The 23,810-nt window shown below is 69.1% G+C and carries 18 protein-coding genes and 1 riboswitch; of the genes, 7 read left to right on the plus strand and 11 right to left on the minus strand.

Annotated features, from left to right (window positions below; genetic code table 11):
* Nucleotides 1–105: 105 nt before the first annotated feature.
* Both car and C1737_RS18230 read left to right on the plus strand, forming a co-directional pair.
* Complete coding sequence (gene car / locus C1737_RS18225; RefSeq protein ID WP_102419107.1) at nt 106–3,687, plus strand: carboxylic acid reductase; 3,582 nt, start codon at nt 106–108, stop codon at nt 3,685–3,687.
* Nucleotides 3,688–3,708: 21 nt separating this feature from the next.
* Entirely contained in the window at nt 3,709–4,650 is a 942-nt protein-coding gene (locus C1737_RS18230) for an NADP-dependent oxidoreductase (RefSeq protein WP_102419108.1), read from the plus strand.
* Here the strand turns inward: C1737_RS18230 and C1737_RS18235 are convergent.
* Nucleotides 4,642–6,396 carry an NRAMP family divalent metal transporter gene (locus C1737_RS18235; RefSeq protein WP_102420009.1) on the minus strand — a complete coding sequence of 585 codons (1,755 nt, stop codon included), beginning with the start codon at nt 6,394–6,396 and terminating at the stop codon, nt 4,642–4,644. The genes C1737_RS18230 and C1737_RS18235 overlap by 9 nt on opposite strands.
* Nucleotides 6,397–6,415: 19 nt before the next feature.
* Complete coding sequence (locus tag C1737_RS18240; RefSeq protein ID WP_082974889.1) at nt 6,416–6,625, minus strand: hypothetical protein; 210 nt, start codon at nt 6,623–6,625, stop codon at nt 6,416–6,418.
* Nucleotides 6,626–6,891: 266 nt separating this feature from the next.
* Nucleotides 6,892–7,079, minus strand: a riboswitch (M-box (ykoK) riboswitch).
* A gap of 124 nt (nt 7,080–7,203) precedes the next feature.
* On the opposite strand from C1737_RS18240, the gene C1737_RS18245 reads away from it, so the two are divergent.
* Nucleotides 7,204–7,863, plus strand: a complete 660-nt coding sequence (locus C1737_RS18245) for an O-methyltransferase (RefSeq protein ID WP_068096248.1) — start codon at nt 7,204–7,206, stop codon at nt 7,861–7,863.
* A 3-nt stretch (nt 7,864–7,866) separates the two neighbouring features.
* Here the strand turns inward: C1737_RS18245 and C1737_RS18250 are convergent, their stop codons facing one another.
* From C1737_RS18250 to C1737_RS18280, 7 genes are all read right to left on the minus strand, one after another.
* On the minus strand, nt 7,867–9,870 hold the full coding sequence (locus C1737_RS18250; RefSeq protein ID WP_102419109.1) for an acyltransferase family protein: 2,004 nt from the start codon (nt 9,868–9,870) through the stop codon (nt 7,867–7,869).
* 234 nt (nt 9,871–10,104) lie between these two features.
* On the minus strand, nt 10,105–11,313 hold the full coding sequence (locus tag C1737_RS18255) for a CaiB/BaiF CoA-transferase family protein (RefSeq protein ID WP_102420010.1): 1,209 nt from the start codon (nt 11,311–11,313) through the stop codon (nt 10,105–10,107).
* Complete coding sequence (locus tag C1737_RS18260; RefSeq protein ID WP_102419110.1) at nt 11,306–12,235, minus strand: SDR family NAD(P)-dependent oxidoreductase; 930 nt, start codon at nt 12,233–12,235, stop codon at nt 11,306–11,308. Before C1737_RS18260 ends, C1737_RS18255 begins: the two co-directional genes overlap by 8 nt.
* On the minus strand, nt 12,235–14,076 hold the full coding sequence (locus C1737_RS18265; protein ID WP_102419111.1) for an NAD(P)/FAD-dependent oxidoreductase: 1,842 nt from the start codon (nt 14,074–14,076) through the stop codon (nt 12,235–12,237). The genes C1737_RS18260 and C1737_RS18265 overlap by 1 nt, the downstream gene beginning before the upstream one ends.
* The gene (locus tag C1737_RS18270) at nt 14,073–15,245 is read right to left on the minus strand and encodes an LLM class flavin-dependent oxidoreductase (RefSeq protein WP_102419112.1); all 1,173 of its coding nucleotides are present in this window, start codon (nt 15,243–15,245) and stop codon (nt 14,073–14,075) included. Before C1737_RS18270 ends, C1737_RS18265 begins: the two co-directional genes overlap by 4 nt.
* Nucleotides 15,242–16,618, minus strand: a complete 1,377-nt coding sequence (locus C1737_RS18275) for an SRPBCC family protein (protein ID WP_102419113.1) — start codon at nt 16,616–16,618, stop codon at nt 15,242–15,244. The genes C1737_RS18270 and C1737_RS18275 overlap by 4 nt, the downstream gene beginning before the upstream one ends.
* 14 nt (nt 16,619–16,632) lie before the next feature.
* Nucleotides 16,633–17,493, minus strand: coding sequence for an SDR family NAD(P)-dependent oxidoreductase (locus tag C1737_RS18280; protein ID WP_102419114.1), 861 nt, complete (start codon nt 17,491–17,493; stop codon nt 16,633–16,635).
* Nucleotides 17,494–17,640: 147 nt separating this feature from the next.
* Between C1737_RS18280 and C1737_RS18285 the strand changes: the two genes are divergently transcribed.
* The 4 genes from C1737_RS18285 to C1737_RS18300 are packed head-to-tail and all read left to right on the plus strand — an operon-like array spanning nt 17,641 to nt 22,483.
* A complete protein-coding gene (locus C1737_RS18285) occupies nt 17,641–19,344 on the plus strand; it encodes an SMP-30/gluconolactonase/LRE family protein (protein ID WP_102419115.1) in 1,704 nt (567 codons plus the stop codon).
* 9 nt (nt 19,345–19,353) lie between these two features.
* Nucleotides 19,354–20,100 (plus strand): GntR family transcriptional regulator, encoded by a 747-nt coding sequence (locus C1737_RS18290; RefSeq protein WP_102419116.1) that lies wholly within the window; start codon nt 19,354–19,356, stop codon nt 20,098–20,100.
* A 9-nt stretch (nt 20,101–20,109) separates the two neighbouring features.
* Complete coding sequence (locus C1737_RS18295; protein WP_102419117.1) at nt 20,110–21,708, plus strand: AMP-binding protein; 1,599 nt, start codon at nt 20,110–20,112, stop codon at nt 21,706–21,708.
* Nucleotide 21,709: 1 nt separating this feature from the next.
* The gene (locus C1737_RS18300; RefSeq protein ID WP_102419118.1) at nt 21,710–22,483 is read left to right on the plus strand and encodes an SDR family NAD(P)-dependent oxidoreductase; all 774 of its coding nucleotides are present in this window, start codon (nt 21,710–21,712) and stop codon (nt 22,481–22,483) included.
* Here the strand turns inward: C1737_RS18300 and C1737_RS18305 are convergent, their stop codons facing one another.
* Both C1737_RS18305 and C1737_RS18310 read right to left on the minus strand, forming a co-directional pair.
* Nucleotides 22,484–22,945 carry an SRPBCC family protein gene (locus tag C1737_RS18305; RefSeq protein WP_102419119.1) on the minus strand — a complete coding sequence of 154 codons (462 nt, stop codon included), beginning with the start codon at nt 22,943–22,945 and terminating at the stop codon, nt 22,484–22,486.
* Nucleotides 22,942–23,808 (minus strand): rhomboid family intramembrane serine protease, encoded by an 867-nt coding sequence (locus tag C1737_RS18310; protein ID WP_102419120.1) that lies wholly within the window; start codon nt 23,806–23,808, stop codon nt 22,942–22,944. Before C1737_RS18310 ends, C1737_RS18305 begins: the two co-directional genes overlap by 4 nt.
* Nucleotides 23,809–23,810 lie beyond the last annotated feature (2 nt).

Raw genomic sequence — 23,810 nt, forward strand, 5'->3', positions numbered from 1 at the left:
CGGCGCATTCGACCTTCGTGTGACGACGGTCACAATGGTTGAACGGAAGACTGGCCCGCGGCGGTGAGTTCTCGGTAGACGAGGATCCGAACCGGGAGGCTGGCGATGACGGGTGATGCGAAGCAAGAGTCAGCGGTTGCGGGTTCGAGCGGTCCGGTGCGGCAACGGGTGGCCGACCGCATCCGCCGGCTCGACGCCGTCGACGAACAGTTCCGCACCACCAAGCCGCACGCCGCGGTCCAACAGGCGGCGCGCGAGCCGGGCCTTCGCCTGCCGCAGATCCTGCAGACCCTCATCGAGGGCTATGCCGACCGGCCGGCACTGGGCTGGCGGGCGCGCTCGCTGGTCACCGATCCCGCGACCGGCCGCACCACGGCGCAGCTGCTGTCCCGGTTCGACACCCTCAGTTATCGCGAGCTGTGGGCCAACGTCGGGGCGATTGCCAGCGCCTGGCGCGGCGACGCCGCCGATCCGGTGGCGCCCGGAGATTTCGTCGCCACAGTCGGTTTCGCCAGCGCCGAGTACCTGACCCTCGACCTGGTCTGCGGATATCTCGGGCTGGTGGCGGTGCCGCTGCAGCACAACGCGGCGGCGGCGCGGCTGCAGCCGATCGTCGCCGAGGTCGAGCCGCGGATACTCGCGGCGGGCGCGGGCTACCTCGACCTCGCCGTCGAGGCGGCGCTGGGCAGCGCGGCGTTGCGACGCTTGGTGGGTTTCGATTACTCCCCCCAAATCGACGATCAGCGCGAGGCTTTGGAGCGCGCGCGGGCGAAGCTGTCGGCCGCGGGGATGACGGTGACGATCGAGACGTTCGACGAACTGATCGGGCGCGGCCGCGCCCTGCCGCCCGAGCCGGCGTACACCGGCGGTACCGACGAACGCCTCGCCATGATCATGTACACGTCGGGCAGCACCGGACTGCCCAAGGGCGCCATGTACACCGAGCGCATGCTGTGCAAGCTGTGGACCAACGAGCTGATGCCCGAATTCGCGGACACGCCCGTGTTGAACGTCAACTTCATGCCGCTCAACCACCTCGGCGGCCGGATACCGCTGTCGACCGCGTTCCAAGCGGGCGGCACCAGTTACTTCGTTCCCGAGAGCGACCTGTCGACGCTGTTCGAAGACTGGAACCTGGTGCGCCCCACCGAGATGGGGCTGGTGCCACGGGTCGCGGAGATGCTGTATCAGCGTTACCAGAGCGCCGTCGACCGGCGCGTCTCCCGGGGATCCGACCCGGAATCCGCCAGCGCGGAGGCGCGGACGGAGCTGCGTGAGCAGGTGCTGGGTGGACGCATCGTCACCGCCTTCTGCGGCACGGCGCCTCTGGCCGCCGAGATGCGGAGCTTCGTGGAGACCTGCCTGGGCGTGCACGTGCTCGACGGCTACGGCTTGACCGAGGTCGGGATGGTGACCAAGGACGGCAGGATCGCCCGGCCCCCGGTACTGGGCTACAAGCTCGTCGACGTCCCGGAGCTGGGCTACTTCCTTACGGACAAACCCTTTCCGCGGGGTGAGCTGCTGGTCAAGTCGCTGACCGCCACGCCCGGGTACTTCAAGCGCCCGGACGTCACCGCCGATGCCTTTGACACGCAGGGCTATTACCGGACCGGGGACGTGATGGCGGAACTGGAGCCGGATCGGCTGGCCTATGTCGACCGGCGCAACAACGTATTGAAGCTCGCCCAGGGCGAATTCGTGGCCGTCGCGCGCCTGGAGGCGGTGTTCAGCAGCGCGGCCCTGATCCGTCAGATCTTCGTCTATGGCAACAGCGAACGCCCCTACCTGTTGGCCGTCATCGTGCCGACCTCGGACGCGCTGGAACGATTCGCCGACGATGCCGACGGGCTGAGGGCTGCGCTGGGCGAATCGCTGCGCCAGTCAGGCAAACTCGCCGAGCTCCAGTCCTATGAGGTGCCGGTCGAGTTCCTCGTCGAGCCCGAGCCGTTCAGCGAGGACAACGGGCTGCTGTCGGGAGTGGGCAAGCTGCTGCGGCCGAAGCTCAAGGAACACTATGGCGATCGGCTCGAGCAGCTGTACGCGGATCTGGCGGACAACCGGGCGACCGAGCTTCGGGCGCTGCGCGAGGGCGCGGCCGACCGCCCGGTGATCGACACGCTGGTGAGCGCCGCCGAGGCGCTGTTGGGGTTGGCGGGCGGCCCGCCGGACCCGGGTGCGTTGTTCATCGAACTGGGCGGAGATTCCCTGTCGGCCTTGACCTTCTCCAACCTGCTGCAGGACATCTTCGACGTCGAGGTCCCGGTGGGAATGATCACCGGCCCGGCGACCAGCCTGGGTCAGCTCGCGGAATACGTTGCCGCCGAGCGCACGTCAGGGTCGCGTCGGCCGACTTTCGCCACGGTCCACGGGCGGGACGCCACCGAGGTCCGCGCGGCCGACCTCACCCTGGACGAATTCATCGACGCCGAAACCCTTGGCGCCGCGGCGGACCTGCCCCGCGCCATCGGCACGCCGCACACGGTCCTGTTGACCGGTGCCAACGGCTACCTCGGTCGCTTCCTGTGCCTGGAGTGGCTGGAGCGCCTCGCGGAGACGGGCGGAAAGCTCGTCTGCATCGTCCGCGGCGTGAATGCCGCGGCGGCCGCCACGCGGCTGGAGGACGTCTACCGCAGCGGTGATCCGCGCCTGCTCGAGCGGTTCCGCGAGCTGGCGGCCGACCATCTCGAGGTGCTCGCCGGCGACATCGGTGAGCCCGGCCTGGGGCTGGACCGCGCGACATGGGATTCCCTCGCCCGCGGCGTGGACCTGATCGTGCACCCGGCGGCGCTGGTCAATCACGTCCTGCCCTACGACCAATTGTTCGGCCCCAATGTCGTTGGCACCGCGGAGGTTATCCGCCTGGCGATCACCGAACGCGTCAAGCCGGTGAGCTATCTGTCGACCGTGGCGGTGGCCATGTCGGTGGCCGAGTTCACCGAGGACGGCGACATCCGCGCTACCAGCCCCGTGCGGCCGATCGACGACAGCTACGCCAACGGGTACGCCAACAGCAAGTGGGCGGGCGAGGTGCTGCTGCGGGAGGCGCACGACCTGTGCGGGCTGCCCGTCGCCGTCTTCCGGTCCGACATGATCCTCGCCCATAGCCGCTACGCAGGCCAGCTCAACGTCCCGGATGCGTTCACCCGCTTGATCTTCAGCTTGCTGGTCACCGGCATCGCGCCGGGGTCCTTCTACCAGGCCACCGACACCGGCGGCCGGGCGGTCGCCCACTACGACGGGCTGCCCGCCGACTTCGTGGCCGAAGCGGTGACCGCGCTCGGCGAGCAGATCGCCACCGTTGCCGAGGATGCGGCGGCTACTGAGACGTTTCGCTCCTACGACGTGATGAACCCGCACGACGACGGCGTCTCCCTGGACGTGTTCGTGGATTGGCTGATCGCCGGCGGCCACGACATCCGGCGCATCGACGATTACGACGAGTGGCTCGGCCGGTTCGGCACCGCGCTACGGGCCCTGCCCGACCGGCAGCGCCAGCATTCGGCGCTGCCATTACTGGACGCCTACCGGAAGCCGGAGACACCGCTGCGCGGCGCCCCGGCCCCTACCGACGTCTTCCGCGGCGCGGTCCGCGCGGCCAAACTCGGTGCGGACAACGACATCCCGCACCTGACGGCGGACTTGATCGAGAAGTACGTTCTCGACCTGCGGCTGCTCGGTCTGCTGTAGCCGCGACGAGAGGAGATCGATATGGCAGCTGCGACGCGCGCCGTACGGTTCGACCGATACGGGGGTCGCGAGGTGTTATACGTGGCCGACGTCGAGATGCCCGCCCCAGCACCCGGCGAGGTGGTCGTCGAGGTCCGCGCCGCCGGAATCAACCCCGGCGAGGCCGCCATCCGAACCGGCGCCGTGCACGACATGTTCCCCGCCACCTTTCCGTCCGGTGAGGGCAGCGACCTGGCCGGCATCGTGACCGCGGTGGGCCCCGGAGTGACCGAATTCACGGTGGGGGACGAGGTTTTGGGGTTCAGCTTCCGCCGGTCCAGCCACGCCACCCATGCCTCGGTCCCGGCCGGCCAGCTGATCCACAAACCCCCCCAACTCAGCTGGGAGGTCGCCGGCTCCCTCTACGTCGCCGGTGTGACCGCGTACGCGGCCGTCCGGGCAGTGGCACCTCGGCCGGGGGAGACGGTCGCCGTGTCGGCGGCGGCGGGCGGCGTGGGCAGCCTCGTCGTGCAACTTCTGGTGCTGCGGAAGGCACGGGTGCTCGGCATCGCCGGACCGGCCAACGCCGACTGGCTGCGCGCCCACGGCGTCACCCCGATTCCCTATGGCGACGGGCTGGCGAACCGGCTGCGCGAGGCGGCACCGGAGGGGATCGACGCGTTCATCGACCTCTTCGGACCCGACTACGTGCAGCTCGCCGTCGACCTGGGCGTCGCACCCGACCGGATCGACACGATCATCTCGTTCCAGAAGGCCGGCGAGGTCGGCGCCAAGACCGAAGCCAGCGCTGAGGCGTCGACGCCCGAGGTGCTGGCCGAAATGGCCCGGCTCGTGGTCGACGGCGCCATCGATTTCGAAATCGCGGCGACCTATCCGCTGGATCGGGTCGCCGATGCCTACGAGGAACTGGAGAAACGGCATACCCGCGGCAAAATCGTTCTGCTGCCGAACGATTCAGAGTGATGCGGCCGGGCCCACGATGCCGGCCTGCACGACCTTGACGACCACCAGCGCGACCGCCAGCACCAGGTAAGCCCGCAGGGTGAAAAGCCCCGCCCGGCGAATCGGCGACATGGCCGGGCGGGCCAGGCCCGCAAGGCTCGGGGTCTGCCAGTCCATCCGGTCCTGGCGGCGGATGGCGCGGCGTTCGGCGCGCGTGAGTGTCGGGGTGTCGTCGAGTTGGTCGACCTGTTCGGGGTCCAGGCCACCCCCGAGCGTCCGCACGACGGCTTCCGCGTCACGCAGCCCGGAATACCGGCGACCGGCGATGATCACAGCGGCACCGCCGACGACACCGATGGCCGCGCCGACGGCGAGGCCGGCCTCGATCGTCGACGTAGCCAGGCCCGGGAAGAACGTGGTCGCCGTCAACGCCAGCGACAGCAGCACCAACGCCCACACGATGATCCACGCAACGATGTTCTGCCGCACGCTGTTTGCCCACGGACCCAGCAACGCCCGGTCGTTGCACAGCAGCACGAGGAAGACCGTTGCCGAAGGCAGCAGGACACCGGCGAGCGCCTGCACACCCTGAGTCACCAAACCGAGGACATGGTCGGGGCTGAACGCGACCGCGGCCGACACCGCGAGCAGCAAGGCGTAGCCGCCGTAGAACAGCGGGGCCTCGCTGATCTTCCAGTGCAGGGAGTGCCGCCTGCCCATCGCGTCGCCGATGGCATACGTGGTCGCCAGCCCAATGGCGTTCGCCCCGATCAGCGAGGCGTCGAGCAGGATGATCGCGAACAGCGTCCCGACCGTACCGCCGAGGTGTTGGGACAGCTCGGCCGCCACCGCGCCGGCATCGGTGAAGTGCCCGGCGCCGGCCGTGCCGGCCAGACCGAACGCCGTGACGGCCATCAGCGCCGTCGCACCGACCATGACCACCACGATCCCGATCACCAAATCCGCTCGGGCGTAGGGCATCCAACGGGCGGTGATGCGCTTGTCCACCACGTTGGACTGCTGGAAGAACAGTTGCCAGGGCGCCACCGTGGTGCCCACGATCGCGATGACCAATAGCAGCACGGTGGAGTTGACCCCGCCCGTGAACCGCGGAATCAGGCCGCCGGCAATCCCTTTCGCCGTCGGATGCACCAACAGCACCATCGGGATGACCAGCACGTTCACCGCGATCAGCAGGAACATCAGCCCCTCCCACCGGCGGAACGACCCCCCGGCCACCACCGCGAACAGCAGCACGGCGGCGGCCGGGATCGCGATCAGCTTGGGGCAGCCCAGGAACCCGAGCGCCAATGCGACGCCGATGAATTCGGTGACGATGGTCAACGCATTCAGGATCAGCAGGTCACCGACGCTGAATGCGCCCCAGAACCTGCCGAACCGCTCGAAGATCAGTCGCGCGTGCCCGACTCGGGTGACCGCGCCGAGCCTGAGCACCATCTCCTGGTTCACGTAGAGCACCGGAATCAACAGCGCCAGCGTCCACAGCAGCGCCATCCCGTAGTTCTGCCCGGCCTGGGCGTAGGTCGCGACGCCGCCGGCGTCGTTGTCCCCCACCATCACGATCAGCCCGGGACCGCTGATGACCAGCAAAGTGCGCAGGCGGCGCCAGCGACCGCCGGACACGCCGGCGCCGTCACGCCGGATACGGCCGAACGCCCCGACGATGTCGCCGGGGTGGGCGGCGCCGGGATGCGTTGGCGTGGCGGCGGTGACGACGCCGGCGGCCTCGGATGAGACTGCGGTCATGGTGTCCTCGTGAAGGCCGTCACCGGTGGGCGCCGGTCGAAGGGTGTCCACCCAGCGACGCGGTGACTACCGCGATCGGCATCCGCGACACGTACAGATTGGCCCGCTCCTGAGGCGTCAGGACGGTCCGCCCGTGCACCCTGGTGGCCCACAGCCGCGCCGACCGCAGCCACGAACGTCCCCGCCCCCCGGTCCGAGCGGTGAGACGTTGTGTGACAACAAAAGCCATGATCTTCTCCTTGCGGGAGGTCCGATCGGCTCAGCTGGAGGCACCCGGCCGGAACGGCGCGCCGCTCGACGCGCACGAATGACCGAGTGTCCGTGAAAGCTCAGGCGGCAGAAGGAATGCCGGAACCGGATCGGGACAAGACGGATTTCGGATAGGGACTATCGCCCGGACTCATCTCGCCCTCACCTCCTCACGGCCGCGACATACGCGGGTGTCATCACTGTCACCTGAACGGGAGAAGAGCGAAAACCGGCGACGGGCCGCCGGTCGCACCCCTCTCGTCGGAGCTTCGGCACTGCACGGCGTATCCGGAATTCAACCGACGGTCGCGATCCGGAAGCCACTTGGGCTCAACCCTTGGGTCCGGGAAGAGCTGTCCTGACCCGGGGCGTCTCTCGACGTTCGGGGTCAGTGGCCTGTGTCCATGCAGACGCCTCACCTACCGAGGTGCTTGCGAAACCCTTTGTACACCGCGGCCCGGGGCCCGTCAAACTCGTTTGCGTAACCGTTACGGCAGCTCACCGCGATCATCAGCTGCGCGGGACCGCCGCGCGCCGCCCGGGCCTACCCTCGACAGCATGGCCAATACTCTGCAAGATCCGAAGGTCGCGTCCGTCCTCGACCGCATGTACACCGAAGCGAAGAGCCAGATGTCGCTGTTGCGCCAGCGGCATGGCGATTTCGACCGGCCGATGACGGCGCAGGAACGCGCCGACGCCATGAGCGAGTTCTACATCCCGGTCACACCCGAAGCGGGCCGGTTGCTGTACGCACTGGTCCGGGCGACCCGCCCGGCAACGGTCGTCGAGTTCGGGATGTCGTTCGGCATCTCCGCCGTGCACCTGGCGTCGGCGGTGCGCGACAACGGCTCCGGCCGGGTGGTGACGACCGAGCTCAACGAGGCCAAGATCGCCGCCGCGAAGAAGACATTCGCGCAGACCGGCCTGGACGACGTGATCACCGTCCTCGAAGGGGATGCGCTGGCCACGCTGGCGGGGCTCGACGGGCCCGTCGACTTCGTCTTGCTGGACGGCTGGAAGGACCTGTATCTGCCGGTGATCGAGCTGCTCGAACCGCGGCTGTCGATCGGGGCGTTGGTGGTCGCCGACAACACCAGCGCCGCCGACACGCAGCCCTATCTCGACAGGGTGCGCGATCCCGGGAACGGCTACGTCAGCTTCAATTTCCAGGTTCGGGAGAGCGACAGCATGGAGATCAGCTGCCGCACCGACGATTAGGGCCTAGCGCAGGGATTCCTCCAGCCACGGCGTCAACCACTTCACCCCTTCGGGGGTGAGGTGGACGCCGTCGCTGCGCACCTTGATGCCGTCGACCTTGGCGGTGTAAACGCCGTCCGGACAGAGCTTTTTGTTCAGGTCGAGGATTTGCACGCCCGGGTGGTGGGCGACGGTCTTGCGCAGCATGGTGTTCCACAAATTGACCCGGTCCGGCTGGTCTTCGGGATACAGTCGGCCGTCCGGCTTCTCGCCGCCCCGGCTGTACGGCACGGTGGCCACCACCACGCGAACGCCGTTGGCGCTCACGATGTTCAGCGCCCGCTCCAACTCGCCGTTGAGGTAGGCGTCGAAGGTGGGATCACCGATGTGAGTCCATTGCCCCTCGTTCACGCGGTCGACGGTTTCCCAACGGCCGATGATCAGCAGCGCAACGTCCGGCTGGTCCTGGCCGACCTGCGCCGACCATCGAATCGGCCAGCCGTCGCACGCCGGCCGCTGCTCGAGGGTCTGGCCGATGTACCGGTACGGCGTGCCGCGCACCAGACTGCAGCCGATCACGGTGTGGTCGAGGAAGGCGAATCCCGGCGTCGGCGGCAGGTAGTGCATCCACGTCCACCCGATCGAATCGCCGAACACCGAAACCGTGAAGGGCCGGTTGGGATCGCGGGGCCCGGCCGGGCGGCCGCCGCCCGGAGGCGACGGGGACACCGCGGCGACCGCCGAGACGCCCGGCGGCAGGCCGACCTCACGAAGGCCGGGCCCGGTGCCCACCGGAACCACCATCAGGGTCACCGCCGCCGCGCTGGCCACCGTGGCGGCCGCCAGCGGCAGCAGCGGCACCCGCGCCGGGCGCCAGCGCCGGATGGGTTGCTCGATCAGCCACCACGACGCCGCGGCCAGCGCCACCGTCGCGCCGCACCGGGCGGCGAACAGGGGCAGCCCGGTCCACCCGGTGCGCTCGCCGTTGAGCACCAGGAAGATCGGCCAGTGCCACAGGTAGACGCCGTAGGAGATGGTGCCCAGCCACACCAGGGGCGGAGCCGCCAGGATGCGGGCGGCCACGCCGCGCTGCTCCAGGGCGACCGGCGCCACCACGACGACCGACGCGATCGCGACCCCGATCAGCAGACCGTGGCGGAACTCGCCGCTGCTGCCGGTGGCGTAGTGGGTCGCGACCCCGAGCCCCGCCAGGCCGGCCAACGGCAAAACGCGCGCGACGCGGCGCGCCCACCGGGTCCGGATCAGACACCAGCCCCGGTTCAGCGAGGGCCAGTCGCGAACCATCAGGGCCGCCGCCGCGGCACCGGTCAGCAGGGCCTGCGCGCGGGTATCGGTGCCGAAATACACGCGGTCGCGGGTGGTGTCGGTCACCATCGCCATGGCGAGCGCGGCTGACGCCAGCGCGCCGACGGTGGCGATCACGAACGTCGCGAACCGGACGCCGCCGACGGTCGCGCGGGTGAGGCGGCGCCTGGCCCGCGCGGCCAACAGCAGCGTCACCGAGATCAGCAGTACCGGCCAGACGAAGTAGTACTGCTCCTCCACCCCGAGCGACCAGGTGTGCTGCAGCGGCGACGGCGGGGCGCCCTGCGTGAAGTAGTCGGTCTTCTGGGCGACGAACCGCCAGTTGGCCATCCACACGAACGCCGCGATCGCGTCGTCGCGCAGGCCGGTGAGGGATCGCTCGGGCAGGAGTTGGCGGGCCGCGCCCACCGTGAGCACCATCAACACCAGGGCGGGCAGCAGCCGCCGCGCGCGGCGAATCCAGAAGCCGGCCAGCTCGATACGCCCGGTGCGGCCCAATTCGTCCAGGAGCAGCGAGGTGATCAGGAAACCGCTGAGCACGAAAAACACGTCGACACCGATGAATCCGCCGCCGACCCCGGGGATGCCGCCGTGGCCGAGCAGCACCAGCGCAACCGCGATCGCGCGTAACCCGTCGAGCGCCGGAATTCCGCTGCGCCGCTCCGGTTTATCCCAGATCGCCAGGCGACCCGCCCGCCGCACGGGCGCGACCCACCGGGGCCGCCGAGCCCGGCGAGCCGGCGCGGCATGGGTCCCGCCCGGCTCGGTGCTTGCTGTCAGCGCGCCGTAACTACCATCTCGCCCGGCGCCATGGTTGATGCCGATACGTCGCTGCCCCTCCTGTTGAGTTCAGCAAGCCAGCCTAGAGGCGAGGCGGCCGGATCGACCGGAGAGACACGCCATGACGCGCTTCGCTTTTGGTAGGCGCCGCGCGTGTTATACGGGCCCGGCCGGCTTCACCTCGGCGTTCACGTCGACGACGGCCAGGCCCAGTTCCTCGAGAACCTCCTGGGTGTCGCCGCCGAGCTCCGGCGCCGGGCCGGCCACGCGCCCCGGTGTCCGGGAGAACCAGGTCGGCACGCCGGGGAACCGCACCGGCCCGTGCGGCGTGCGCACCGTCTCGAAGAAGCCGAGGGCGTTGAGATGCTCGTCGTCGAACAGGGCCGCCGGACTCGACAGCGGCGCGGCCGGTATCTGAAGTTCCCGGAACAGATCGAGCCACTCCTGGGTCGTCCGCTGCGCCATCGTCTCGGCCAGCAGCGCGTACACGGAGTCGATCTGCCGCGCGCGCCGCTCGAGTGTGGCGTACAGCTCGCTCTCCCAGGGCGGCCGCACCGCGTCCATGAAGGCGGCCCAGTGCTTGTCGTTGTAGATCAGCGCCGCGATGTAACCGTCCCGGGTGCGGTACGGCCTCCGGTTCGGGGCCACCGTCCGCGGATACACCGCGGGGCCCAGCGGTGGGTCGAACATGGCGCCGTTGGCGTGTTCGACGAGCATGAACGACGCCATCGTCTCGAACATGCCGATTTCCACCTCTTGTCCCTCACCGGTGCGCTCGCGGTGGAACAACGCCATCATGGTGGCGTACAGCGCGGTCAGTCCGGCGACCTTGTCCGCCATGATGGTGCCGACGTAGCTGGGTTCTCCCGTCAACTGCTCCTGGACGAACGGCACCCCGGAGGCCGCCTGGATGGTGTCGTCGTAGGCGGGCAGGTCGCCGTTGGGGCCGCGCCGGCTGTAGCCATAGCAGTTGGTGTAGACGATGGCCGGATTGATCGCCGCCACCTCGTCGTAGCTGAACCCCAGCCGGGCAACGGCTTTGGAGCGCATCGAGTGGATGAAGACGTCGGCCCGTTCGATCAGCGCCCGCAACACCGCCTTGCCCGACTCCGACCGCAGGTCGACGGTGATGCCACGCTTGCCGCGGTTGACGTTGACGAAGACGCCGCCCATGCCGCGGGCCGGCCCCACCGACACGTAACGCGTGTCGTCGCCCTGCGGCGGCTCGACCTTGATCACGTCGGCGCCCATGTCTGCCATGATCTGCGTGCAATAGGGCCCCATCACCATCGCGGTGAGGTCGACGACGCGCACACCCGTCAGCGGTCCGCCGTGCCGGCCGGGACCGGCCGCGCGACTAGACATGGCGCGCACCTTCTTTGCGTGCCGCGGTTTCGAAGCTGTAGCGAATGTGGTCGCCGTGGCCGTCCGGAATGACGGGGAAGACCAGCGGCACCGCCAGGTAGCGGATGGCATCGATCTGCTCGGCCACGTCCTCGATCGACCACGACGGGCGATGCACGCCGGGGGTTTCGGCGATCACCGCGCGGGCCACGCGACCGGCGATGGCGACCAGGATTTCCCCGTTCACCGGGCAGCTTTCGTGTGCCAGCAAGCCCACCACGGGCGCGACGAGCTCGGTACCCATCGGCGGATAGGCCGAAAGGTCAAGACCCTCAGCCATTCTCGTCACCGCCGACGGCACGATCACGTTGCACAGCACCCCCTCCGCAGCGCCCTCGAGCGCGACGACGTCGGACAGGCCGAGCAGGCCCGCCTTGGCGGCGGCATAGCTGGCGACGCCGTGGTTGCCGTAGAGGCCGCCGATCGACGAGGTCAACACGACACGACCATATCCCGCGTCGCACATCAGCGGGAACGCCGGCCGCACCACGTGGAAAGCGCCCCGCAGGTGGACGTCGATGACGGCGTCGAAGTCCTCGTAGCTCAGCTCCTTCAACGATCCCCGCCGGACGTTGCCGGCGTTGTGGATCAGGATGTCGAGGCGCCCGTAGTTGTCCAGTGCCGCTTGGACGATCGCCTGGCCACCCCCCGGCGTGGTGACCGACTCGGTGCAGGCGACCGCGTCGCCGCCCGCCGCCCTGATCTCGCTCACCACCTGGTGGGCGGGACGGTCGTCGGCGCCGGCGCCGGTCAACGCCCCGCCGGTGTCGTTGACCACGACCTTGGCGCCCCGGGCGGCCAAGAGCAGCGCATACTCCCGGCCCAGCCCCCGGCCGGCGCCGGTCACCACCGCTACCCGATCGTCGAATCTCAGTTGCGCCATCACGATCCCAGTTCTAGACCGTCCAGGTCACCCCTGTCGCGCCATTCGGTCAGCAGATCGCTGAATGCGTAGAACCCCGGCCCGAACGGCTCACCCAGATGGGACCGGATGCCCTCGCCCCCGCCACCGCCTTCGTTGTTGTAATAGCCCGGCGTGCATTCGGAATCGAACGCGCTGTTGTCGATCGCGGTCTCCCTGATGGTTTGGCACCACCGGGATTGGGCGGCCTCGGTGGGCTCGACGGTGGTCGCGCCGCGAGCCAGCGCCTCGGAGATGATGTAGGCGATGTGCTCGCCCTGCAGTTCGTAGTTGGCGGCGATGTTCGCCGAGATGCCGACCTGGGTGAAGCCGGTGAAGAACTGGTTGGGAAAGCCACGGCTGGTCATGCCGTGCAGCGTCTGGTAGCCGTCGCGCCAGTGGTCGAACAGTGACACCCGGTCGCGGCCCGTTATCGCGTCGATGGAATACCGTCGGCTGATCTCCGTGGTGATCTCGAAGCCGCTGGCGTAGATGATGCAGTCGACCTCGTACTCGATGCCGTTGGCCACCAAGCCCTTTTCGGTCACCCGCTCGACACCCTTGCTCGCCGACACGTCGACCAGGGTCACATTGGGGCGATTGAAGGTCTGCAGGTAGTCGTCGTTGGTGGTCGGCCTCTTGCACAGGAACCGGTAGTAGGGCTTGAGCGCCTCGGCGGTCTCAGGGTCCTCGACCAGGCTCTCGACCCTGCGCCGCAGCCGTTCCATCACCTTGAAGTCTTCCTCGTCGCGGATGGCCATGAACTGCTCCGGCGTCATAGCGGTCGGGTCCTTGAGCCCGAGCACCCGCGCGGCGGTGTTGCGGCCCAGCTCGGTCCAGAAGTCACAGACCAGATCCGGCTGGCCCAGTGCCATCCCCTCGAAGGTCCAGGCATGGAAGTTGCGCTGGCGCTCCTTCTGCCAGCCCGGCATCAGCGACTTCACCCACTCCGGATCGGTCGGCGCGTTGTTGCGCTCGCCGACCGAGGACGGGGTGCGCTGAAAGACATAGAGCTGCTTGGCATGCCGGCCCAGGAACGGCACGATCTGGATGGCCGTCGCCCCGGTGCCCACCACCGCGACCCGCTTGTCGGCGAGCTTGTCCAGCCCACCCGACGTGTCCCCGCCGGTGTACTCATAGTCCCAGCGCGAGGAGTGGAAGCTGTGCCCCTTGAAGTCGTTGATCCCCGGGATGCCGGGTAGTTTGGGCCGGTGGAACGGGCCCGAGGCCATCACCACGAAGCGGGCCCGGATGTCGTCGCCGCGGTCGGTGCTGGTCCGCCAGCGCTTGCCGGGCTCGTCCCAGTGCAGCTCGCGAACCTGGGTCGAAAAAATCGCCGAGTCGTAGAGCCCGTAGTGCTTCCCGATCCGACGGCAGTGGTCGTAGATCTCGGCGCCGTCGGCGAACTTCTTCGACGGGATGAAGTTCAGCTCCTCCAGTAGCGGTACGTAGCAATATGATTCGTTGTCACACTGGATGCCCGGGTACCTGTTCCAGTACCAGACGCCGCCGAAGTCGCCACCCAGCTCGATGACCCGGACGTCAGCGACGCCCGCCTTCTTCAGATAGGCGCCGCACAGCAGGCCGCCGAACCCGCCGCCGATCACGGCGACGTCGATGTCCGCCGAGATCGGATCGCGCACCAACGGCGGTGAGTGCGGGTCGGTTTCGTAGTACCCCGCGAAGTCGTCGACCAGTTCGACATACTGCTTGGATCCCTCCGGGCGCAGTCGCTTCTCGCGCTCCCGACGGTACTTTTCGCGTAGCGCCTCGAAGTCGACGTCGTTCGGGGTCTGCGAAGGGGCGCAATCCGGGTCCGTCATGCCAGGGCGTTCTCCGGCAGCGCCGCGGCGTGCAGGGGCGCGTCCATCTTCTGGACGGCGGGCAGCACCTCCCTGGCGAACAGCTCGGTGCTGGCCATCGCCTTGTCGTAGGGCATGGTGCCGAACTGGGGGACGATGGTCAGCTCGCAGAACGAGCACGCCTCCTGGGCGGCCTTGATGCGGGTGAAAATTTCCTCCGGTGTCCCGATGAGCAGGTTTGAGGCGTGGTAGCCCGGCGTCTTGGACGGGCCTTTGGCGTCACCGGTTACCGAGGAGGCGAGCACGGCCGTGGCGGTGGCCTCCCGGGCGGCGTAGGCCTCGTAGCCCTTGACGCCCTTGAAGTTCGACGCGTCGGCGAAGCCGTAGTGCACGGTGACGTCGCGGTTGGCCGTCCAGATCCACTCCTCGGACTCCGCGGGGTCGCCGGTGGTGCAGTACATGAACATCACGTTCTTCGGCTGGCAGGGCGACAGCCCCTCTTCCTTCCGGAACGTGTTGACCTTCTGCACTTCCCGTCCGGCGTCCTCGATCGGCTTGTTGCCGACGAAGAGCGGGACCATGCCGCGGCGCGCGAGTATCTCCAGTGACTCGACCGTCGACGACGAGCTGTAGATGCGCGAAAAGAGGTCGTCGCTTCGCGGTTCGGGGCGCAGCGACATTTCGGGGACCTTGAAGATCTCCCCCTCGTAGGAGAACCGCTCCCCGGAGAACGCCAGCTGCAGGATGTCGAGCGTTTCGTTGAACCGCTGCCTGCTCTCCTCGCGGGGCACGCCGACGGCGTCGAACTCCCCCTTCGAGACCCCGCGGCCGATCCCGATCGTGGTGTAGCGGCCGTTGGAGAGGATGTCGAGGTAGGCGATCTGGTGTGCGAGCCGAACGGGATGCCACCACGGCGCGACGACGACGAAGGTGCCCAGGCCGACCCGCTGGGTGCGGCCGGCGAAGTAGCTCAGCGCCTGAATCGGGTTGGGCGTCATGCCATACGGCGTCCCGCAGTGCTCCGGCATCCAGATGCCGTCGAACCCGAGCGGCTCGGCCAGGTCGGCGATGGCGAGCGTCGCCTGCACGCACTCCCAGTCCGGCGTCGCGGGTGGCCGGCCGAAGTCCTCGGCGAGGACGCGCTCCCAGTCGTGCGAGTTGTGCGCGCCGAAACCAAGATTGACCTTCATCGTTGTATCTCCGTCGCTAACTTTTTCGGGGCACCGGAGCCCATATACCGGGCGAGGTTGCGGTGCAGGTTGGCGGTGCTGCGTTCCATGTACGGGTTGGGCTTGGGGCCGCGGAAGCCATAGGACTTCATGCCCTGCTGGACGGCGGCCATGTTGGAGAAGTCCTGCGGCAACACGCTGCGCCAGTTCGGGTCGTCCGGCGGTGCGTACACCCATTCCGTCTGCGGCTCTTCGCCTTCGGGATACAGCTCGTAGCACGACGCCTCGAAGATGCACTTGTCCGGATCGTAGCCGTGTGGCCTGGCGCTGTAACACAGCGCGGTGGTCAGGCCTTGCCCGATCTGGAAGTTCGGGAAGATCTGCCACGCCGTGCCGCTCTTGGCCAGGTGTTCGGGATCGATGGTCGGCCACACCACGCCCCGGGCGGCGTCGTCGCGCCGGGCCGAGGACAGCCAGTGCTCGAGCACCCGGCCGGCGGGGGTGTCGTCCGGCAACTCGTCGACCAGCCGGCGCGCCGCTTCCACCAGGGTCCTGGTGGTGGTGGCGTTGGTTTCCTCCAGCGTGTAGATCTGCATCTCGGCCGTCGAAATGCGGGGATCGGCACCGGTTCCCAGCCGGATCTTCGACTTGGTCTCCTCCAGCCCCTCGGGCGCGTCGTAGCCGATGTTGCTGTGTTTGCCCTGCGCCATCGCCCAGCCCCGGAAGTTGCCGAACCTGTTGAACTGCGGGTGCGTGGTGGCCACGTGGTAGGTCTCGTTGAAGGCCTCCATGGCGACCTTCCAATTGCAGTCGAAATGCAGCCATTTGCGCCATTTGCAGCGCATGTCCTGCAGGCGGAACGGATCGAGCATGGTGGCGGCGGGTTCGAGGTAGTCCCGCAGCGGCTCGCAGGCCGGGTCCATGTTGATCCAGATCCAGCCGCCCCAGGTGTCGACGTTCACCGGTGCCAGGTAGGTGTTCTCCGGGGTCAGCGCGCCCTGCCAGTCCTGTCTTTCCGGCACGTGGGTGCAGGCGCCGTCCCGGTCGTACGTCCATCCGTGAAACCCGCACACGAACGACTTCTTTTGTCCGCAAGCGTTTCTCGCGCCGGCCGGGGTGTCGACCAGCCGGCGGCCGCGATGCATGCACACGTTGTGGTGGGCCTTGAGCGTGTCGGCTCCGGTGCGGATCACGACGACGGAGTCGTCGAGGATGTCGTAGGTGAGATAGCTGCCGACGCCGGGCAGCTCTTCCACGCGCCCGACTTGCTGCCACACCTTGCGCCATAGCTTGTCGCGCTCGGCGCGCACGTAGTCCTCGGAGAGGTACGCCTCCACCGGGATGGTGACCGGCTCGGTCAGTTCCCCGGGCGCGGCCGCGCCGTTCTGTGCCATCGGGGCCTCGCTTTCTACCCGTCCCAGCGGGTGATCGCCGCGCGGAATGATTCGTCTTTGAGGAACAACGAGGTGTTGTCGGCGCCCAGGTGCCCCCACCTGAGGTTCAATCCGCCGTCCACCAGCAGCGTCTGTCCGGTGATGTAGCTCGACAGGTCCGACAGCAGGAACAGGACCGCGCCGGCCACCTCCGCGGGCCGCCCGCGGCGACCCATTGCGATGGCGCGGCGATCCCGCTCGGCGTCGGAGTCGACGTAGGCGCCCGACGCCGGCGTCTCGGTGACCCCGGGCGCGACGGCGTTCACCCGGATCGGGGCCGGGCCGTCCGCGAGTTCGAGCGCCATCGTGCGGGTCGCCGCGACGATGGCGGCCTTGGCCGTGCCGTAGGCGATGTGGAAGGGCGCCGTGTTCATCCCGCTGATCGACGAGATCGACACGATCGAGCCCGGGCGGCCGCGGTGCTTCAGCTCCGCGGCCACGGCCTGGCTCATGAAGAACATCGTCTCCAGGTTGCGGGCGAACAGTTCTCGCCAGTCGCTGCGCGTCACCCGGGTCGACGGCATCCATGTCGAGGGATCCGCGCCGCCGGCGACGTTGACCAGCCCGTGGAGTTCACCGTCCGCGCGCCGCACGGCGTCGATCGTGGTTCGCACGCCGTCTTCGGTGGAGGCGTCGGCCACAACCGGCACCACCGAGAGCCCCGCGGCGAGCAGCGGCCCCAGGTGGCGATCGAGGTTCTCCCGCCCGCGGCTCACCGCGATCACGGTCGCCCCGGCCTCGGCGACCATGCGGGTGACCGTGGTGCCGATGCCGCCCCCGGCCGCGCCGGAGACCACGACGATGCGCCCATCCAGGCTCAGTAGGTCGCCTGTCATCGAATCAGATAATTGTCCGGACAAGATAACGATGTGCACTCATTAGAGAGCATGATTCTCCGCGGCACCGCGACGCGTCAAGGGATCCGATAAATACTGCAACGTCTATTGTCTGGACCAGCGGTGCGTTGCTACCGTGCGAGCGTGATGGCCGGATCGTCGCCGCCTCAGTGCCGCTATACCGCCGAACGGGACCCCCGCGCCGCCGACGGCTGGAGCCTCACCCGCCTGACACCCCCGAGCCGGCTGTTCGGTGCGAACGGCTTACGCACCGGGCCGGACGGCCGGATCTACATCGCCCAGGTGACCGGCAGCCAGATCAGCGCGCTCGACCCGGCGACCGGCCGGCTGGACGTCGTCAGCGCCAAGGGTGGCGAGATCGTCGCCCCCGACGACGTCGCGTTCGACCCGAACGGCAACCTGTTCGCCACCGAAGTCATGGACGGCCGGGTGAGCGTGCGTGATCCGGCGGGCCGCAGCCGGGTGCTGCGCGACGACGTGCCGTCGGCCAACGGCATCACCTTTCACGGGCAGCGGCTCTTCATCGGCGAGTGCCGCGAGGGCGGCCGCCTGCTGGAGCTCGATCCGGCCGCCGGCGCGGCGCGGGTGCTGCTGGAGAACGCGCCGTCGCCCAACGCCATGGAGGTCGGACCGGACGGCATGCTCTACTTCCCGCTGATGGGCGCCAACGAGATCTGGCGTATCGACCCCGACGGCGGGGAGCCCGAACGCGTGGCCGGCGACCTCGGCGTCCCCGACGCGGTGAAGTTCGATTCCCGCGGGCGCATCGTGTCGACCCAGGTGCACAGCGGGCAGGTGCTGCGCATCGATGCGCGCACCGGCGAACGGACCGTGCTGGCAACGTTGAATCCCGGCCTGGACAACCTCACTTTCGTCGGTGAGCGGGTGTTCGTCTCCAACTTCACCGGCGAGATCACCGAGATCCTCGGCGACGGCCAGACCCGAACGGTGTTGCCGGGCGGGCTGAATTGGCCGCTGGATCTGGCGGTGGGCGCCGACGGCAACCTCTACATCGCCGACGGGACGTACTTCTATGTGCTCCTCTCCGACGGCTCTCTGCGCACCGTCGGGATGATGTTCACCCCCGGCTACCCGGGGTTCCTGCGCGGCCTGGCCGCCGTCGCCGACGGCGAGTTCGTCGTCACCACCTCCAACGGCCAGGTGGCACGCTACCGGCCGGGTGACAACGAAAGCGTCGTTCTCGCTGAAGGTTTCGACCAGCTCTACGGGGTCGCGGTCGCGCCGGGAGGGGCCGTGGTCGCGGCCGAACTCGGCGCGGGCCGCGTGCTGTCCATCGGCGCGGGCGCCGTCGAGGTGATGGCCACCGGGCTCAGCGAACCGGTCGGCGTGGCCATCGCCCCCGACGGGGCCTGCCTGGTGTCCGAGGCGGGCGCCGGGCGGGTCGTCCGACTCGGCGGGGCGGGCAACGCCGTGTGGGGCGGCCCGCCACCCCCCCCCGGCCTCCCGGGGGCGGCGCGGCCGCCCTCTGTCGTCCCCCCCCGGCCCACAGGGTTTGGTCGCCTCGGACCCGGCACCCGGGGCCCCCCGGCCCCCCAGGGCATCCTGGTGCGCGACGGGCAGCTCTATGTCGTCGACGCCGGCGCCAAGGAGTTGGTCGCCTTCGACCTGGACACCGGGGCCCGCCGGACCATCGCGTCGGGCCTGCCGGTGGGCGCCCCGCCCGGGGTGACGCCCAAGCCGCTGCGCGGCATGCCGCCCTTCTCCGGCCCGCAGGGTCCGTTCGCCGGCCTCGCCGCCGGGCCCGACGGCACGCTGTACGTCTCGGCGGACGGCGACGGGAGCGTGCTGGCCGTGCGACGGGAAGGTTGAGGGGAAAAGATGCCGGAAGCCAGAGTCGTCGATCACCGGTACCTGCAGGTCGCCCGCACGTTGCGCAAGGAGATCGTGGAGGGCGTCTACCCGGTGGGCTCCCAACTGCCGACCGAACACGAACTCTGTGAGCGGTTTGCGGTCAGCCGGTACACCATTCGGGAGGCGCTGCGGCGCCTGCGTGAGGACAACCTGGTGTCGTCGCGCCCCCGGACCGGGACCCTCGTGGTGCCGCGGCCGTCGTCGGACTCCTACGTCCAGCACGTCATGTCGATCAACGACCTGCTGGCGTTCGCGACGGACACCCGGTTCGCCATCGAGTCGGTCGCCATGGTCACCGTCGACGACGACCTGGCCACCCGCACCGGGTTGGCGGCCGGCGAGCAATGGTTGACCGTGCGCGGTTTCCGGCGCGCCGCCGAAGCGGCCGCGGGGGCGGCGCTGTGCCGCACCGAGTACTACATCAACCGCGCGTTCGCGGGGGTCGGCCGGTTGTTGCAACGCCACGAGGGCCCCATCTTCCCGCTGATCGAGGACCTGTTCGGGCTGAGCATCGTCGAGGTTCAGCAGGAGATCGCCGCGGTGCTCATCCCCCCCGACCTGGCCGCCGGTCTCGAGATCGATTCGGGCGCACCGGCATTGCAGGTGCGGCGGACCTACACGGCGTCCGACGGGCGGGTCGCCCAGGTCACCATCAACACCCATCCCGCGTCGCGCTTCCGGCACTCGATGACGATGCGCCGGGTTCGTGGCTAAGCTGCCGCAATGGCCACCAGCCGGAAGCTGATCGGCGGGCGGTGGGTTCGGTGGGACGACGAACGCGCCGCCGAGGCCTACGCGCGCGGCTGGGGGGTCCGCACCACGCTGGCCGACGCGCTGCGTGAGGCCGCCGAGCGCACGCCGCGCCGGGTGGCGCTGGTCGACGGTGATCGGCGGCTGGACTGTCTGACCCTGTACCGGCAGGCGACGACGCTGGCGCACGCGCTGCACGCCCGCATCCCCCCGGGCAGCGTGGTGTCCTTCATGCTGCCCAACTGGCACGAGGCCGCGCTGATCTACCTGGCCACCACGTTGGCGGGGATGGTGGCCAACCCCATCCTGCCGTCCATGCGGGACCGCGAACTCCGGTTCGTCCTGGAGGACGCCGACAGCCGAATGATCTTCGCGCCGGCCCGGTTCGGCCGCCACGACTATGCCGCGATGCTGGGCCGGGTGACCGAGCAGCTGGAGTCCCCGCCCGAGGTCGTGATCGTGCGCGGGGACGCCGACGCGGGGTTCGTGCCCTTCGACTCGCTGCTCGAAGAACGCGCCCCGGTCGGGGCGCTCCCCGCGCTCAATCCCGATGCCGTACGCATGATCCTGTACACGTCGGGCACCACCGGACGCCCGAAAGGCGTTCTGCACAGCCATAACTCGATCCACGCCCTGATCCGCCAGCTCGGTGAGCACTGGCTGGTCGAACCCGGCGACACGTTCCTGGTCGCGTCGCCCATCGCGCACATCGGCGGTTCCATCTATGCCTTCGAATGCCCGCTGCTGCTGGGCGCCACCGCGGTCCTGATGGAGCGGTGGGACGGCGACGACGCGGTGGCGCTCATGCAAGCCGAGCGGTGCACACACATGGCCGGGGCGACCCCGTTCCTCGAGCACATCCTGGCCGCCGCGGAGCGCGCCGGCACCCGCCTGCCGGACCTGAAGGTGTTCATCTGCGGAGGGGCGTCGGTGCCGCCCGCGCTGATCCGCCGGGCCGCAGCCTATTTCGAGTCGGCCATCGTCACCCGGGTCTACGGCTCGACGGAGGTCCCCGTCACGACGGTCGGGTCGCTGCGGGACCCCGAGCGCGCCGCCGACACCGACGGGCGCGTCGGCCTGGCGGAGGTGAAGCTGGTCGGCGGCGAGATCCACGCGCGCGGGCCGCAGATGCTGACCGGCTACCAGCATCCCGAAGACGAGGCCGACGCCTTCGACGACGACGGCTACTTCCGCACCGGGGACCTGGCGCGCCGGCTCGACGGTGACTATCTCGTCGTCACCGGCCGGGCCAAGGACATCATCATCCGCAACGGCGAGAACATCTCGCCGAAGGAGGTCGAGGACGTCCTCGCCGGCCACCCCGGCATCGCCGAAATCGCCGTCGTCGGGCTGCCCGACGCGCGGACCGGGGAACGCGCCTGCGCCGTCGTGGTCCCCGCGGGCGGGCCCGACCTCGACGTGGCCGGCCTGCGCAGCTTCCTCGAAGACTCGGGCGTGGCGCGGTTCAAAGCGCCCGAGCAGCTTGAACTTTGGGACGTGCTACCCAAGAACGACGCGGGAAAGATATTGAAGCACCGGATCAAGGCGGCGCTGATGAAGGCGGAACAGTGACATGCAGGTAGCGGTGGTGACGGGGGCGAGCGGGGGGATCGGCTTCGGCTGCGCGGTGAAGCTCGCCGAGGCGGGCATGGCGATCCTGGCGACCGGACGAAACGACGAGCGACTCGCCGAGCTGGCGCAACACATCGGCGATCCCGACCGGGTGGCCACGGTGGCCGTCGATCTCACCGACGACGATGCCCCGCAGCGGATCACCGATGCCGCGGTGGACAAGTGGGGACGCATCGACATTTTGGTCAACATCGCCGGCATCGGCAGCCCCCGGCCGGTTCACGAGACGGACGACGAATCGCTGGACCACTTCCTGGGTTTGATGCTGCGGGCCCCGTTCCGCCTGATTCGCCAGGTGCTGCCGCACATGCCGCCCGGGTCGGCGATCATCAACGTCACGTCGACCTTCGCCGTGGTCGGTGGTCTGCGCGGCGGCGCGTACTCGGCCGCCAAGGGCGGCCTCACCGCGCTGACCACCCACATCGCCTGCCAATACGGGGCGCAGGGCATCCGCTGTAATGCGGTGGCCCCCGGAGTGATTCAGACGCCGATGACAGAAGAGCGCCTGCACGACGAGCGGTTCCGGCGCATCAACACCGAGATGACGCCGCATCAGCGGCTGGGCACGGTCGACGACGTGGCGAGCACCATCGCGTTCCTGTGCTCGCCCGGCGGCGCCTTCATCAACGGCCAGACGATCGTGGTCGACGGCGGGTGGAGTTCGACGAAGTATCTGTCGGAGACGGCGTTGACGTCGGAGTGGAAGCCTCGCTGATCATTCGGTCTCGAAATGGCGGCGGATGCCGGCCAGCATCGCGACGTGCGCCTTGACGGCTTCGCGCGCCGTGAACGGCGCCAGCGGCCGCGGCGCGGCGATCCGGATGCGTTCGGTCATCCGCGTGCCCGCCGCGATCGGCTCGAAGCTGACCGTGCCGCGCAGGTGTACCCCCGGCGACTGGTCGGCCTCGGTCAACACGTCACCGGCCGCGGGCACCCGCAACGTGGCCCGGTAGGTGTTGGTGATGGTGAACGGGCCCAACGGGATCCGGTCGCGCACCCGGTAGCTGTGGACGACGCCCTCCGCGGTCTCGCTGCGCGACAGCGTGCGCACGGACACGATCAGCGGGTGGACGATCTTGATGTTGTCCAGGTCCACGTAGAAGTCGCGGACCTCGCCGGGGGGCGCGGGCACGTCCTGAGTCAGCGTGTGCTCGGAGTGCGCGAGCCACCAGCTCATGCGGAGAACTCCGCGAGCAGCTGCGCGGTGCGCCACCAGACCAGTACGGCGAACGCCCCCAGCGCCAGCAGGGACACCGCCGCCTGGACCGCGTTGCGGAGCTCCTTCGGCGGATACACGTAGGCGGCCGCGACCAGCCCACCGGTGACCAGCCCGCCCACATGCGCCTGCCAGCTGATGCGTTGCGAACTGATCAGCGGGACAAGGAAAGTGAAGACGAGGTTGAGCCCGATGACCACCACCACCCAGCGGACGTCGACGGCCAGCCGCTTGCCCACCACGAAGGTGGCGCCGAACAGGCCGAAGATCGCCCCCGAGGCGCCCGCCGTCGCGGTGTCGAGCGGCGAGACCAGGTAGACCAGCACCGAGCCACCCAACCCGCTCAGCGCGTACAGCGCACCGAAACGCAGTCGGCCCAGCCACATTTCGAGCGGCGGTCCCACCACGTACAGCGCCCACATGTTGAACAGCAGATGCGTCGCCCCGTAGTGCAGGAACGCCGACGTCGCCAGGCGGTAGAACTGGCCGTCGGCGACCGCCGGCGGCCACAGCGCCAGCTGCTTCTCGAGATTCCCCGACGCCATCTGCAGCACGAACACGACCACGTTGACGGCGATCAGCGCGTAGGTGAGCACCGGCGTCGCCGACCGCTGCCGCCCGCCCAAGCGGGTCCGCGGTTGCCGGATGGTTCGGGCGCCCGCCCGGACGCACTCCACGCACTGGTGCCCGACCGCGGCGCTGCGCATGCAGTCGCCGCAGATGTAGCGCTCACAACGGTTGCAGCGGACGTACGTCGGCCGGCCGGGATGCCGATAGCAACTCGGGGCGGCGGGCGGCGAATCCGGTGGGCTGGGTGCGCTCATCG

The sequence above is a fragment of the Mycobacterium sp. 4858 genome (assembly GCF_900240975.1).
Taxonomy (GTDB): domain Bacteria; phylum Actinomycetota; class Actinomycetes; order Mycobacteriales; family Mycobacteriaceae; genus Mycobacterium.